The following is a 15504-nucleotide window of genomic DNA, read 5'->3' on the forward strand; positions in this document are numbered from 1 at the left end:
AAAAATGCAGGTTTTTTAGCCATATTTACAACATAACATGGAAATGAAAATCATTATCAATTATATTTATACAACAAGATCGTTAGTTTTTTAATTTAAGCTTATAAGAGGCTGTATGAGTCAATGTAAATCTAGTCGTGAAGTCAGCTTGCAAAACTCTTTGCCTAAAAAGCTATGGTTTAAAGCTCGTTATTTAATTCCACTACTCCTGATTTTTATTTTTTTAACAACAACGGAAAAAGAGTTAGCGCTTAATGTATTAAGTGATGCTTTTTTTCAGGTTGGTGTATTTGTTTTAGCGACCCTTTGTATTTATCACTTTGCTGCTTCTGCTCTTAATAAACTTGATTTACCCGTAATAAAAAAAGTGAGTGAATTTAAAATTATTTTTGCAGCTTTATTAGGAATGTTACCGGGTTGCGGGGGCGCAATCATAGTTATTACCCAATTTATAAAAGGTCAGTATAGTTTTGGAGCTGTAGTTGCTGTTCTTACAGCAACTATGGGCGATGCAGCATTTTTATTAATGGCTACTATGCCTGCTGATAGTATTAGTGTGATGCTGATCAGCCTCACCGTTGGTTGCCTAAGTGGTTATATTACAGATGGAATATTTGGTAAAAACTTTCTTCGGCCTAATACAGATAACATAGCGGTTAAGAAAAGTTGTCCAATCTCTACCAGTAAGTTAGCTGTAGCCTTATGGAAATTGATGTTGGTTCCTGCAATTATTATTTCTGGATTAATGGCATTCCAGCAAGACCCGAATGAATGGCTTAACTTACCAAGAGGCAGTGTTGAATTATTTGGAGGTGTGTTTGCCATACTAGCAATATTAATGTGGGCTATTGAAAGCTCTTCAGCTGACAATCAATTTCAAGATCTGGTTGCTGAGCATGAAAAAAGCTCGACTAGCACCTGGTTTGCTCAAGCCGTTCAGGATACTAACTTTGTATTAAGTTGGGCAGTAATGGCATTTTTAGTATTTGAGTTAATTAATTATTGGGCAGATCTGGATTTAACCGAATGGTTTGGTCAGTGGAGTATGTTCGCACCTTTAATTGGGGTATTGATTGGGTTAATTCCTGGTTGTGGTCCACAAATTGTCGTAACTAGTTTATACATTAATGGCGCTGTTCCTTTCTCTGCGCAGTTGGGTAATGCGATTTCTAATGATGGCGATGCTTTATTCCCAGCTATCGCACTTGCTCCTAAAGTAGCATTATATGCAACTCTCTGTTCTACTGTGCCAGCTTTAATAGTGGCATATAGTTATTATTGGTTATTTGAATAAGCTGAGCGATAGCATTATTTACAGCTCAGTTTTTTGAGCTAATTTATAAAATTTTAATTAACCCATCTTACCCAAGTTTAAAAAAGCTCAAGTTAAAATATATAAGTTCTATATTACAACTGAGGCTAATTCAATTAGAATAGTCGCATTCATTTTTACCAGTAATAAATGTATGTCAGTTGAATTAATCGTTTTTGATTTGGATTTTACCCTGTGGGATTGTGATGGGGTCTGGTGTGATTGTACTTGCCCACCATACAAAAAGCATGGCAATCTAATTCTTGACTCTCAAAAGCGTTCAATCACTTTATATTCTGATGTAATAGCTATTTTGCAGTATTGCCAAAAACAGCAAATAAAAATGGCACTGGCATCTCGTACTGGTGAGCCCAGCTGGGCTAAACAATTAATTGAGCTTTTTGATATTCAGAGTTTTTTTATTCAACAAGAAATATACCCTGGTAGTAAAGTAAATCATTTTCAAATGCTCAAACAAAATTTAAATATTGATTATGGACAAATGGTCTTTTTTGATGATGAAATGCGTAATATTAAAGAAGTCGGTGATTTAGGAGTCAAGGCTGTTTTTGTAGAAACAGGGTTAAACTGGGACATGTTTACATCTGCCATTCAACTTTAATCACTTTTTATGTTACCTAGATTTAACAAGGCCAATATTTTTACGATGAAGTTTCTGACAAATGCCTTCAATAAAAACGTTAACCTACTGACTTTTATTTTTACAACCCTAACCACTATTTATATTATCTTTGCCGGACACAGTATTAGATTTGAACAAGGCCTTAATCTTGTTCTGCATTTAATGGCTGAATTAGTATCTGTATTTGTCTTTATTTCGGTTGTTCTGTTAGTTTTCTTTCGGTTTACCCATCAAGCCTCTAAACAGGGGAATATCATTGTTTTAGGGTTTACTTTAGTTGGGGTCGCTGATTTTATTCATGCACTGGCTTACCCCGGCATGCCTGATTTTTTTACCCCTAGCTCAACAGAAAAAGCGATCTTTTTTTGGTTTATTGCTAGAACAGCTGAGTTAATTACCTTTATTTTACTGGCTAGCAAAATCAGGCTACCAGGTAGAAAGCTTATCTGGCTTTCGTTAAGTTTAGCTATCGCTGGAGTCGTTTTTATTATAGGTACTTTTTATCTAGCATTTTTTCCAGTTACTTTTATCGATGGTAAAGGAGTTACTACATTTAAGTCGACTTATGAGCTATTGTTAGGCATAGGTTTTTTAGTACTAGCGATTTTCTTTTTTAAAAAATATATCCAGTATCCCAGAGCACAATCTTTATACTTTTCAATATCATCTTATTGTATGGCTCTTTGTTCATTTGCCATCGTCTATTATTTAACCCCTTCAGATTTAGGTATGGTTTGGGCCCATTTACTTAAAATTATTTCTGCCGCAATTATCTATCGTTCTGTATTTGTAGAAGAGCTCGAACATCCTTATTTGGTTGCTAATAATGCAAAAGAGCTCGCACAACAGAAACAACTAGAGCTAGACACGATTTTAAATAATATGCCACTCAGCGTAATTCGTTTAACACCTGAGTTTAAAATTAACTATGTAAATGATTATGCAACTCAGATCACCCCTGCACTAAAAAGCTTACCTCCCAATGCTCCGCTTAAAATGGCTTATCCGCAGTCTAGTATTGATGAGTTAACGCCCTACTTAAAAAGTGCTTTAAAAGGCAATAAAGAAACAATTAACTTTAGTTATGAATTAGCTTCTGGTAAAAAAGTGCACCGCTTTACTAAAGTTATTCCCGAAAATACTTCCAAAAACCTAATTAGTAGTATTTTATGTTTAACCGAAGACATTACTGAAAAAGTAAATTCAGAACGGGACAAAAAAGTTGCGATAAATGATATGGTTGAGTTGCGCCATGCTTTAGATCAACACGCGATTGTTGCCATTACTGATGAAAAGGGAATTATTCTTTCTGCTAATGATAAGTTTTGTGAGATATCTAAATATTCGCGGGATGAATTGATAGGTCACACTCATAAAATTATTAACTCTAATTACCACCCTAAATCCTTTTTTAAGGATATGTGGCAAACTATAAAAAGTGGAAAAGTTTGGCATGGTGAAATATGCAATAAAGCCAAAGATGGTTCATTTTATTGGGTAAGCTCTACCATAGTTCCGTTACTTAGTGCATCTGGTTTGCCCGAAAGGTACATAGCCATACGAGCTGATATTACAGATAGAAAATTAGCTGAGCAAAAAGCATACAACTTGGCAATGTACGATGATTTGACAAAACTACCAAATCGTAACCATTTTATTAAAATGTTGGCCAATTTAGATGTCGATAAAATCAATAAATATAAGGCGTATCATGCTTTATTATTTATTGATTTAGATAATTTTAAAGTAATCAACGATACTATGGGCCACCCTGGTGGAGATGCCCTGTTAACAGAAACCGCACTTAGACTAGAGTCTATTATGCAGCCCTCCTACCACCTTGCCCGCTTAGGAGGCGATGAGTTTATTATTTTATTAACGTCTCTGGATGATAATAAAGAACAATGTACTTTGGCAGCACAACAATATGCAGAAGATATACGCCAGTTAATATCAGAGCCATACTTTATACAAGGTCACGAAATTAGCATAACACCGAGTATAGGTATTACTATTTTCTCCCATAAAAACATAGATTTATCAGAGTTAATGAAACAAGCTGATATAGCTATGTACCAATCAAAAGATAATGGCCGTAATCGGGTTAGTTTTTTTGATGCTAACTTACAAGCTAATATTGAAAAACGAAATAGTTTAAATAATGCTTTAAGCAAAGCGCTGCTGAATCAAGAGTTTACGTTAAATTATCAAGCAATTTATGAGCAATCTGGCCGGTTAGTCGGTTTTGAAGCATTATTGCGTTGGACAAGTGAAACATTAGGTTTTATTTCTCCTGCTGAGTTTATCCCTCTGCTTGAAGAAAACAACATGATCATTGAAGTTGGCAAATGGGTATTGGAGACAGCCTGTTGTAAACTGAGTGAATGGAAAGGGAAAACGGAACTAACTGATTTAACCATTGCGGTAAATGTCAGTGCAGTCCAGTTTCAACAAAAAGATTTTGTGAAACTAGTTGCCGATTGTATTTTGAAATACCAAATAAACCCAGCTTGTTTAAAGTTAGAAATAACAGAAGGTATTATGTTAATCGGTTCTTCTTTGATTACAAAACGCATGAAGGAGTTAAAAGAATTAGGAGTTAATTTACTACTGGACGACTTTGGTACAGGGTATTCATCATTGAGTTATTTAACGCGTTTTCCGATTGATATTTTAAAAATTGACAAACACTTTGTGGATAAAATGCTAAGTAGTGAGCAGGATGAAACAGTAGTTCGCTCGATAATTAGCTTGGCATCTGGGCTTAAAATGAAAGTTATAGCGGAAGGTGTAGAAACTCAAGCCCAGTTTGCTTATTTAAATCAACTGGGTTGTGAATATTATCAAGGATACTTGTTTGCTAAACCTGTGCCATTAATCTCAGATGAAGATGTCAGAAGCCGATTAGTGTCAGATAAGGCAAAAATAGATTAACCATCAATTTTCAGCCTGCCGGATTTGCTCTAGGGTTTGAGCAAATAGGGTTTCGAGCTTTTCGGTTTGCTCTACTTCAAAACCTTGATCCGATAACTTTTGTTTAAATACCTGCGTTGGATCAATTTCATCTAAACTTAGCTTTTCTGCGGCACTAAACCCTGAGTTAAGTTGTTTATTGCGTTTGCGTCTAACCAATAAAATTTCAACCGGATAATCCTCACAGATTTGCTCTGCCTGCTTTTGCACGTCTGAGTGAAAATCTGAGCTGTCTATTTCTAAATCTAACCATACGCTTTGCTGTTGAGCGGACGATTTATCAACCGAATCAATAAATAATTCAGCTAACTGATTTTCTATTTGTGCCAGACTGCCAGATAAACAAAACATAGCTTGAAAAATCGGTACACTAATGAGTTTGCTTGTGGTTGTTTTTTCGTCAAAATCTACTAATACAACTGACTTTTCACGGCTAGTTTCGTCAAAGCTCATCGCAATTGGTGAACCGCTGTAACGCCAGTTAGCATTATCCGCAATTTGCTGTGGCTGATGAATATGGCCTAAAGCTAAATAATCAAACGGCGGAAATTCACTGGCTGGAAATGCCTCTAAACTACCAATATAAATATCGCGTACCGATTCAGTCAGCGCAGCATTCACCACAGTTAAATGGCCAGTACCCATAATTGGCAAGTTTTGGTTTAGCTGTTTATTTTTATCCAGCGCCAACTGATAAACTGTCTGATAATGTTGCTTAATAGCGGTCAATAAATCAGGTTTTGAGTCTGTTTCTGTTTTGCTGCTTTGGCTGGTTAAAACATCTCTTGGCCGAATAAAAGGCACAGCACAACAATGCAGCGCTGGCTCAGCGTTTCTATTATTTAGCGTAATCACCTCTGCCGATAAATCGGTTTGAACATTAGCAATTAACTCACTGTTTAAGCAGGAAAACAGCGCTTTTGACTCATTTAGCATAGCAACCGAATCATGGTTGCCGCCTAATAAAACCAACTGGCAGTTGCATTTTTGAATTGAAACTACAAATTGATTTAACATTTCGCGGGCATAACTGGGCGGCGAGCCGGTATCGAATATGTCACCGGCAACAATTAAAGCATCCACTTTTAACTCTCTGACTTGTTCAAGCAGCCAGTTTAAAAAGGCCTGATGCTCGGCAGCTCTGGATTTTCCATAAAAATTTTGTCCTAAGTGCCAGTCTGAGGTGTGTAAAATGCGCACAGAAGATCCTTGTTATGTTAAAAGTCTGACATTAGCTTTAAATTATGTCTTAAATTAACTATATAAAAAATAAACTACTTTTTGGCATAAATACCAACCTACAGCCAAACTTTCTAGCCAACCTTATAGGTCAGGTTTTAGCCTGAAGTTATTTTGAGTCAGCATATAAACTAAACGACTTTTTGGCATAAATGCCAACCTACAGCCAATAATTCTAAGTACCTTGTAGGTCAGGCTTTAGCCTGAAAGTTATTTTTTCGGATTCGGTGTATAAATTGGGTTTGGAAATGCAGTCACTTTATCCGCTAAGCTGGAAATTTTAGCGGTCCCCTGTTTTTTAACCTGATCAATCCGCAAAATATTATGCATTGGAATGTAAGTAGTTTCGACACTTTCAAATTCTGATTTAAGTTTTTCTTCACTGGTATCTAACACTAGCGAGCTATGATTATTCCAGACAAACTCACCAATTTCGACAAAACCAAACAAATTGCTTGGCATCAGTTTACGTACATACAATTCATATTTTTCGCCATTATTAATAAATTGCACTAGGTAAATTGGGTTTTTATCACTCATATTCAGTATTAATTTAAAATAAGAAAAGCCGCTATTTTAACGGGTCTGACGAAGAATGGAATTATGCAAGGTGACAAATTGTAGAATAAAGCCAGTACATGAATAGACTGGCTTTATTTTAGTTTTAGGAATTAAAATTTATATCTGAAATTAGCGGTAATGGTTCTACGCTTGCCATAGAAACAGTCACCTCTAGCTAAACATGAAGTGATCACGGTTTTATCAGTGATATTATGAGCTTGTAAACTTAAAGTATAATCATCAAATTCATAACCTATCATGGCATCATACAATGTGTAACTTGGTGTTTTGAGAGGATCGTTTAATACTACACCACCTTGTTCAACATAAGCTGTACCGTCAGATGTTTCACCAACATAACGTGCCCCTGCACCAAGCGAAAATCCTTGAGCAAATGCCGGATTCCAACTTGCCCAAATAGAGGCTTGTGACTCTGGTAAAGCAGACAAAGTTGCGCCTTGTTCACCTAAAGTATTACTTTGACTAACATAAGCATCGGTATAAGCATAACTTGCATAGATATCCAACTCTTGCCATGCTAACTGAGCTTCTAGTTCAATACCCTCAGAGCTGACTTCCCCTTGTTGAACCTGCCCATTTGGATTAATAATATCAGGATCATTCACTTGCTCGGCAGATAATGACGTTGTTCTGTTTTGCTCTTTAATTTTATAAACTGATGCGGTTAATAAATGCTCTGTGCCAGCTGGTTGGTATTTTAAGCCGGCCTCAACTTGCTCACCCGTTTTAGGCGTGAAAGATTTCCCATAAGCATTAGTACCAATTAGCGGCTCAAATGATTCGCTATAGCTAATATAAGGTGAGATACCATTTTCAAATAAATACATTAAACCTAACCGGCCAGTAGTTGCATATTGGCTACCTACAGCTAAAGTTGCTTTATCGCGTCGTAATGCAGCAGAAATCAACCACTTTTGATCAATTCTCATATTATCTTGCACATAAAAACCTCGTTGGTAGGTTTTGCTTGATGGGCTATCAACAATATCAGCTTCGGTAATTAAGTTTTCAACTTGACCATATTCCGGAGAGTATAAATCTAATGTTCCCGCTGTTCCGTATGCGGTATCGTTATCTGTATAAGCATTTTGATAATCAAAACCAAAGACTAATTTGTGCTCAATATCGCCTGTATATGCAGTGCCATGTAACTGTAAGTCACTAGTTATTGCTCGCGCATCTGCATCACTGATATAAGCTACTCGGCTGACTAGTGTACGGTTATCTTCCTGTAATCTAGGCGGCCAACCATAAATAGTATGGTAATCAGCATGGCTATCACTATAACGAGTGGCAAAACGCATACTCCAATCCAGATTGATATCATGCTCAACAATTGCAGTTAATGCAGTTTGTTCTGTGTCATATTTATCAAACCCGGGTTCAGAAACAAACCGGTTGCTTGGTATTTGACCGAATTCATTTGGTAAAATAGTGCCTTGGTGAGGTAAAAATGAAGTGCTAGTACCAGACTCATTTTTTTGCCAGTTGGCTAGAAAGGTCAGCTTGGTATCGTCAGTAACCTGCCAGCTTAAAGAAGGCATCAATAATTTACTATTGTCGGATACATAATCAGTTTGAGTATCGCTGTCTCTCCATAAACCAATCATTCTACCTTGAATAGATGCATCATCATTTAACGCCCCCGTTATATCACCAGCTATTTGTTTGCGAGAATAATTACCGACTTGTGCCCAAAGCTGTCCACTGGTAACAGGTTCTGGTTTTTTACTCACTAAATTAACAATACCGCCGATAGAGCCTTGGCCATATAAAACCGAGCTAGGGCCTTTTAAAATTTCAATTTGAGATAAAGCAAAAGGATCGGTTCTCACATTATTGTAATAACCAAATAAGCTTTTTAAGCCATCTAAATATTGCACAGGAGCAACACCACGAATAATAGACCAGTCACCTCTGGTATCAACTCCGTAAGGGCCATTATATAAACCAGCAACATAGCCTAAAGCATCCTGCACAGTTAGCGAGCCTAAATTTTCAATTCTTTCTTCGGTTAATACTGAAACTGTCATCGGAGTTTCAATAATTGGGATATCAGATTTTCCGCCAGTGGCGCTCACATACGATATATAACCGCGCACACTTTTAACTTCGATAACTTCAATGTTTTCATCTTTCGATGAATCTTCTTGTTGTGAATAAACATTTTGGGATAAGCATAAACAACCGATCAAAGTTGCCAGCTTAGTTTTGGCTAGTATATTAGACATTTCTTACCTATTTTTAAGTTTTTAACTACTAACTTTTGAATCTTATTCATTTTATAAGTATTATTTATACAACGTCAATGTTTTTGATAATCGTTATCATTTTCACTTTTGTAACTATTGAGATTCTATAATGGCAAAACTTAATACTCGCTTTTGGTTTAAATTACACGGATGGTTTTCACTGCCTATTTGGCTGATTTTTTGTGCTGTGTGTTTAACCGGTACAATAGCTGTTGTTAGCCATGAACTCACTTGGTTGACTAACCCGAATGCACGGGCGAGTAACCCTGATAATTTACCGGAAAAACCCATTGCAGAATTAATTGAAGTCGTTGAAAAAGCTTATCCAACCGCTGATGTGGGTACGGTTATTAGCTACGAGCCTTATTTAGTTAAAGCGGTTATTTTTACCGATAAGGGCATACCTCAGGGTAAAGCTTATGTAAATCAGTACACTGGCGAAATTCAGGAAATGAATCAAGGGATAACCTTTATTGGATTTATGCGCGGTTTGCACGGTTGGTTGTTATTTCCGTGGCAGAGTAGCTATAGCATAGGGTATTACTTAGTTTGTGCAATGGCGATTGTGATTATGGGCGCATTGATTACTGGTTTAGTTATTTATAAAAATTTCTGGCGTGCTTTTGTCAAACCCAAAATACGGGTTAATCAGGGTAAAAAAGCATTTTTAACTGACTTGCACCGGGTATCTGGCGTTTGGTCTATCTGGTTTTTAGCGGTGATGAGTTTAACCGGACTTTGGTATTTAATTCAGGCAATAATGTGGCACGCAGGAGTTGATATTGAGCCGCATGATCCACTTGTTCAAGCGCAACAATTACCACCAATGCAAGCTCAAGCGCCTGAGTTTCCAGTTAGTTTTGCACAAGCAATGAAAGTTGCTGAACAAAAATTCCCGGATTTTACACCTGGATATTTAATGCTGCCGGAGCATAACCGAGGCATGTATACTTTAATCGGAACGGGTGATTTTATTTTTTATGACCAGTATTCATATCGCGTAAGTGTTAATCCGTGGACGGGTGAGATCGCAAATACGAAATCTCCGGAAACCATGACCACACTCCAAACCATTTCGCATATTGCCGATCCGCTTCACTACGGCACAATTGGTGGGATCTGGACAAAATTTATCTGGTTCTTTTTTGGCTTAATTTTATCTGGCATGTCAATTACAGGTTTTATGATCTGGGGCAGTAAATTGGTTAAAGCTAAAAATACAGCAGAGCAATCAGCGGCATTAAAACAACAGGAGGCTAACTAATGGCTCAACGTTCTAGCACTTGGTGGCAACGTAATAAATTTTGTTTAAGTGGATTGATTTTAATTCTGCCTTTTATTTTTTTATATCAGTCGATGAACCCAAAATTTCCAGATGCATGGGGTGAAAAAACGGTTGGTGAGTTTAAAATAACGCCAATGCCATTTAATATGGACCCACCTTATTCGCATCATGATGAATACGTAAAAGACTTTTTATTAATGTTTGGCGAAGGCGATATTAAAAATATTCGTCAGGCTTATTTTAGTTTGGGTGAAGCGCCGCATAAACTGAGTAAACTGGCGTTAGACGAAGAAGGCATTTTGCATGGTAGCCGTCATGGTCAGCACGTGCATGCTATTGCACCACCAGCTATTTCAGCTAAAGATAAAGCCTGGTTAATTATTGAAACTTGGCAAGGTGATGTTTTAACGCAAAGCTGGGATATTCCGCAAGCGCTAGTCACTTTATAATCTTTTCAAATACCTTTTCAAATACTAAAGCAGAATAAATACCCTATTTATTCTGCTTTTTTCTGTTGTAAATTTATTGTTGTTGAATTCATCTTTTTTATTTTAGTTATCTGAATTTATTGATCTAAACCCGGTTAACTGTGAAGTATTTGTCCTATACTATGGACAAATATTTGCTATGCGCATTTTCAAGGAGTTTAGATTGAACAACAAGAGTTACCTTATTATTAATTCCGGCAGTTCATCACTGAAATTTTGTTTATTTATTGGTGATAAAGCTCAAGCGGATTTAACCGGTATAGCCGAACGATTATCAACAGCTCAGGCCGAAATTAGCTGGCAGTATCAAGGCGAAAAATCTCAGGTTTCATTAGGCGAAGCGGATCATGCGCTGGCATTAAAAAAGCTTTTTAGTGTATTAACTGAACTCAACTTATTTGATTCATTATCCGCAATTGGCCACAGAGTTGTTCATGGCGGTGAATACTTTAAAGAGTCGGCTTTAATTACCCCAAGTGTTTTAAATAAAATAGAAGCTTGCAGTGCTTTAGCTCCGCTCCATAATCCGGCTGCAATTGTCGGGATAAATGCGGTGGCGGAACAGTTACCGGATATTGCGCAAGTTGCCGTATTTGATACCGCGTTTCATCAAACCATGCCTGAACATAGCTTTTTATATGGCTTACCTTATGAGTTATACGAGTCGCAAGGCATCCGAAAATATGGTTTTCATGGCACGAGCCATCAATATGTAGCAGGCAAGGCGATTGAAGTTTTAGGTTTAGATAAAAATAACTCCGGCGTAATTACAGCCCATTTAGGTAACGGTTGTAGTATTAGTGCAGTACAAAATGGCTTATCGGTTGATACCAGTATGGGATTTACCCCGCTCGAAGGAGTAATGATGGGTACTCGTAGTGGTGATATTGACCCAAGCATTCACCAGTTTTTAGCCGACAAGCTTAATTTATCACTTAAAGAGATCACAGATATGCTGAATAAACGCAGTGGTTTATTAGGTTTATCCGGCTCCAGTAACGATATGCGCACCTTATCTGCTAAAGCCGCCGATGGTGATAAACAAGCAGCATTAGCAATTGAGGTATTTGCTTATCGTTTGGCAAAAAGCATCGCCAGTATGGTAGTTGGTTTAAACCGGTTTGATGCTTTGGTATTTACCGGTGGAATTGGCGAAAACTCATTTTTAGTGCGAGGCAAAGTGATTAACCACCTTGCGGTTTTAGGATTTGAGTTAGATCAAAACCTGAATAATCAGGGCGGTGATACATTCGGCATTATAACCACACCAGATTCACGTAAAGCGATTATTGTTCAGACTCAGGAAGAATGGGTTATCGCGCAAGATACCATTCGTTTAACAGCTCAGGCTTAACCAAATTTTAATCGGGAGTTTATTTTGAAGCACAGTTTATTTTTAACGCCTACAGGTTATGGGGCGGGGTTAACCTCAGTTTGTTTAGGGTTAGTTAGAGCTTTAGATCAGCTTGGCCTACGAGTCGCTTTTTGCAAACCAATTGCCCAACACAGTGGTCAGGCGCAACAAATTGATCCCTCATTATTATTTGTTAATGCGATGCAAGGGTTAAATCCACCCGACCCAATTCCACTTGAAAAAGCTCAGCGTATGCTTGCCAATGGCGAAATTGAGCAGCTAATGGAAGAAGTCGTCACCATTTGTGAAGAAAGTGCTGAGAATGCAGATATTTTAATTATTGAGGGATTAGTACCACACAAAAATTTACCTTTTATTGTGCGGATTAATACTCAAATTGCCAATACCCTCGACAGTGATGTCATTTTAGTTTCGGCCAAAAACGAACTAACCGAATTGGAGCTAAATCAACAAATTAGCTTATCATCTAACTTTTATGGCGGCACTCGCAGTAAAAAAGTTTTAGGCTGTATTTTAAATAAAGTGGGCGCCCCCGCTGGCAGAGTACAGGCACTAATGGCGCTGGACGACGGCGAGGTTTCACCCATAGAACCAGTTAAAAACTTATCTGAGTTAGCTGTATTTAAAGCCAAAGGGTTTAAATGTTTAGGTCAGGTTAGATATAACCCTCAATTACTTGCGCCACGTACCATTGATATTCAGCAGCACTTGCATTGTCAGATTTTAAATGACAATGCCGATTTAAACCGCCGTGTATTAGGCGTTAGTATTTGTGCGCGCACTTTAACCAATATGCTGCATACCCTAAAAGCTGGCACATTAGTGGTTACTCCGGGCGATAGAGACGATATTTTATTAACTGCCTGTATGGCTGTACTAAATGGCGTTCCACTGGCTGGTATTTTATTAACCGGTGGCTATACACCAGATAAAGCGTTAATGAATTTATGTCAGGCGGCATTTGATACCGGTGTGCCAGTTATGCTGGTTAGCAGCAATACTTATCGCACAGCGCAATATTTGGATGAGTTAAATTCTGACGTACCAGCAGATGATAATATCCGTATGGAGCAGGTGATGAATGCGGTGGCTGAGTCTTTGGATGTCAACTCATTAGCCGAACATTTAAAAGTGAAACGGACCCCAAGATTATCTCCGGCAGCATTTCGCCATCATTTAGTTCAGTCTGCCCGTTCACAACCCAAAGCCATTGTTTTACCCGAGGGTGAAGAACCAAGAACCATTCATGCAGCGGTGATTTGTGCACAAAAACAAATCGCTAAATGTATTTTATTGGGCGATCCTGAAACCATTAAACGCACCGCAGACAGCTTATCTTTAGAGCTACCAGAAAATGTTGCTTTGGTGGCTCCCGCCTCTATTGTCGATGATTATGTTGCGCCACTAATGGAGCTTAGAAAACATAAAGGAATTACCGAAGATACCGCTCGCGAAATGCTTGAAGACAGCGTTGTACTTGGCACTATGATGCTGGCACTAGATAAAGTAGATGGTTTGGTTTCGGGTGCGGTTAATACCACAGCCAATACAATTCGCCCTGCACTGCAATTAATTAAAACTGCTCCTGAGAGCAAACTGGTCTCATCTATTTTCTTTATGTGTTTGCCAGAGCAAGTTTTGGTGTATGGTGACTGTGCGGTTAACCCTGACCCGAGCGCCGAAGAGCTGGCCGATATTGCAATTCAGTCAGGTGATTCGGCTAAAGCATTTGGTATTACCCCTAAAATTGCGATGATCAGCTATAGTACAGGCGAAAGTGGAATTGGCAGCGATGTAGATAAAGTACGTGCAGCGACTAAAATCGCACAAGAAAAACGTCCAGATTTATTAATCGATGGTCCATTGCAGTATGATGCAGCATCGGTTGCTAATGTTGCAGCGAAAAAAGCACCCGACAGCCCGGTAGCGGGTCAAGCAACCGTATTTGTATTCCCAGACTTAAATACCGGCAATACCACATACAAAGCGGTGCAGCGTTCAGCAAATGTAGTGAGCATTGGCCCTATGCTGCAAGGTTTACGCAAACCAGTTAATGATTTAAGCCGTGGCGCTTTGGTAGAAGATATCGTTTATACCATCGCGTTAACTGCAATTCAGGCGCAAAATGTTTGATTTGAATAAGGCTTAACTTGTTCTGTCAGGTTTGGTTAATAGCATTTAATCAAACCTGGTTGTTTGTGCCAATTGTGGAGGTTTGGCATTGCGTTTTAAATGTCAGTTGACTGCTGAAAAGCTGACGTTTAACCTGCTCAAATTCTGCATTTTTAGTAGGTTGGCACGAGCCTAGGCGAATCCCAACATTTTGTATATTAAATAAATTGTTGGGATTCACTTCGTTCGACCCAACCTACGCGGGCTAACTCACTTTTGTACCAAAAATGATTTATATGATAGCAAGAATTATTTTGATGTGTATGTGTTTTATATTTCTATACGATTGGACTGCAAGCTCAATTAAACAAGGAAGTTTTGAAGGGCGAGGTATAGACGCAAATATTGAGCAATACCCAGGGTTGTTTGGATATAGGGCAATGGAAGAGTCTATTTTTTTGATTCTACTAGGTGTGCTGATTATTTACGATTTTATTAAATTATTACGGTTAATTCTAAAAAGAGCTAAAAAATAAATGGTATATAGTTTATATAAAAAATATTTCCTTTAATAATTACTCTTGAAGCCCGAGTAGGTTGGGTCGAGCGAAGCGAACCCCAACAGAATCTGCCAACAAACTAAAATTTATCAGCACCCCCAATCCTCTTTGATCCAACCTAACTTAATGTATTTATGAATACTTGAATATGGCCAGTCAACTGGCGATAAAACATAGCCATGCTTCACAGGATTATAATGGATGTAAGCTACATGTTTTTGCAAATCATCCTCATCACGAATTAAATGCTCCCAATAGCGTCTTTGCCAAATGCCACGTTCATTTTTATCCAATCGACTTTTACTGATTCTTTCATTTTTTACAATATGCCTTGAGAAATTAACTTTGATTTGACGCCACCTTTGCGCAAAATCACAATCTCCTGCGGGTAGTTGCCATATAACATGCAAATGATCAGGCAGCACAACGGCTGCTATCGTTTTGACGGGTCTGGTGGCAAGCATTTTTTGATAGCTGCTTCGTAATAAATGAATATTATCCGTTAATAAAGATTTATCGCGCTCAGCTAAATTAACAGTGAAAAAGTAACAGCCGCCTTTTACAAAACATCTTCGATAATGCACATTTAAATTCCTTTTTAATCAGCCTGTTATATAGTTATAGAATAAATATTAGATCGTGCACTATTAAATTCGATTGTTGGGATTCGCTTCGCTCGACCC

At 37.9% G+C, this 15504-nt stretch carries 12 protein-coding genes; 8 read left to right on the forward strand and 4 right to left on the reverse strand.

The window, feature by feature from the left end; genetic code table 11:
- Positions 1–115 precede the first annotated feature (115 nt).
- The 3 genes from N7931_RS06220 (at position 116) to N7931_RS06230 (ending at position 4889) form a co-directional block, all read left to right on the forward strand.
- A complete protein-coding gene (locus tag N7931_RS06220) occupies positions 116–1294 on the forward strand; it encodes a putative manganese transporter (RefSeq protein ID WP_262792708.1) in 1179 nt (392 codons plus the stop codon).
- A gap of 172 nt (positions 1295–1466) precedes the next feature.
- Complete coding sequence (locus N7931_RS06225) at positions 1467–1934, forward strand: magnesium-dependent phosphatase-1 (protein ID WP_262792709.1); 468 nt, start codon at positions 1467–1469, stop codon at positions 1932–1934.
- A 45-nt stretch (positions 1935–1979) separates the two neighbouring features.
- Positions 1980–4889 carry an EAL domain-containing protein gene (locus tag N7931_RS06230; protein WP_262792710.1) on the forward strand — a complete coding sequence of 970 codons (2910 nt, stop codon included), beginning with the start codon at positions 1980–1982 and terminating at the stop codon, positions 4887–4889.
- Between the two features lie 3 nt (positions 4890–4892).
- Here the strand turns inward: N7931_RS06230 and sbcD are convergent, their stop codons facing one another.
- The 3 genes from sbcD to N7931_RS06245 all read right to left on the reverse strand — a co-directional run bounded on the left by sbcD (position 4893) and on the right by N7931_RS06245 (position 8980).
- The gene (gene sbcD / locus N7931_RS06235; protein WP_262792711.1) at positions 4893–6128 is read right to left on the reverse strand and encodes an exonuclease subunit SbcD; all 1236 of its coding nucleotides are present in this window, start codon (positions 6126–6128) and stop codon (positions 4893–4895) included.
- Between the two features lie 249 nt (positions 6129–6377).
- The gene (locus N7931_RS06240) at positions 6378–6707 is read right to left on the reverse strand and encodes a DUF1820 family protein (protein WP_262792713.1); all 330 of its coding nucleotides are present in this window, start codon (positions 6705–6707) and stop codon (positions 6378–6380) included.
- A gap of 131 nt (positions 6708–6838) precedes the next feature.
- Positions 6839–8980 carry a TonB-dependent siderophore receptor gene (locus N7931_RS06245; RefSeq protein ID WP_262792715.1) on the reverse strand — a complete coding sequence of 714 codons (2142 nt, stop codon included), beginning with the start codon at positions 8978–8980 and terminating at the stop codon, positions 6839–6841.
- Positions 8981–9110: 130 nt separating this feature from the next.
- On the opposite strand from N7931_RS06245, the gene N7931_RS06250 reads away from it, so the two are divergent.
- The 5 genes from N7931_RS06250 to N7931_RS06270 all read left to right on the forward strand — a co-directional run bounded on the left by N7931_RS06250 (position 9111) and on the right by N7931_RS06270 (position 14797).
- Entirely contained in the window at positions 9111–10265 is a 1155-nt protein-coding gene (locus tag N7931_RS06250; RefSeq protein WP_262792717.1) for a PepSY-associated TM helix domain-containing protein, read from the forward strand.
- Positions 10265–10735 carry a hypothetical protein gene (locus N7931_RS06255; protein ID WP_262792718.1) on the forward strand — a complete coding sequence of 157 codons (471 nt, stop codon included), beginning with the start codon at positions 10265–10267 and terminating at the stop codon, positions 10733–10735. Before N7931_RS06250 ends, N7931_RS06255 begins: the two co-directional genes overlap by 1 nt.
- 202 nt (positions 10736–10937) lie before the next feature.
- Entirely contained in the window at positions 10938–12128 is a 1191-nt protein-coding gene (locus N7931_RS06260; RefSeq protein ID WP_262792719.1) for an acetate/propionate family kinase, read from the forward strand.
- A 24-nt stretch (positions 12129–12152) separates the two neighbouring features.
- On the forward strand, positions 12153–14282 hold the full coding sequence (gene pta / locus N7931_RS06265; protein ID WP_262792721.1) for a phosphate acetyltransferase: 2130 nt from the start codon (positions 12153–12155) through the stop codon (positions 14280–14282).
- A gap of 275 nt (positions 14283–14557) precedes the next feature.
- Positions 14558–14797: a hypothetical protein gene (locus tag N7931_RS06270; protein ID WP_262792723.1), complete on the forward strand. Its 240-nt coding sequence runs from the start codon at positions 14558–14560 to the stop codon at positions 14795–14797.
- 113 nt (positions 14798–14910) lie between these two features.
- Here the strand turns inward: N7931_RS06270 and N7931_RS06275 are convergent, their stop codons facing one another.
- Positions 14911–15405: an REP-associated tyrosine transposase gene (locus N7931_RS06275; RefSeq protein ID WP_262792725.1), complete on the reverse strand. Its 495-nt coding sequence runs from the start codon at positions 15403–15405 to the stop codon at positions 14911–14913.
- Positions 15406–15504: the final 99 nt, after the last annotated feature.

Source organism: Catenovulum sp. 2E275 (genome assembly GCF_025515275.1).
Lineage (GTDB): Bacteria > Pseudomonadota > Gammaproteobacteria > Enterobacterales > Alteromonadaceae > Catenovulum.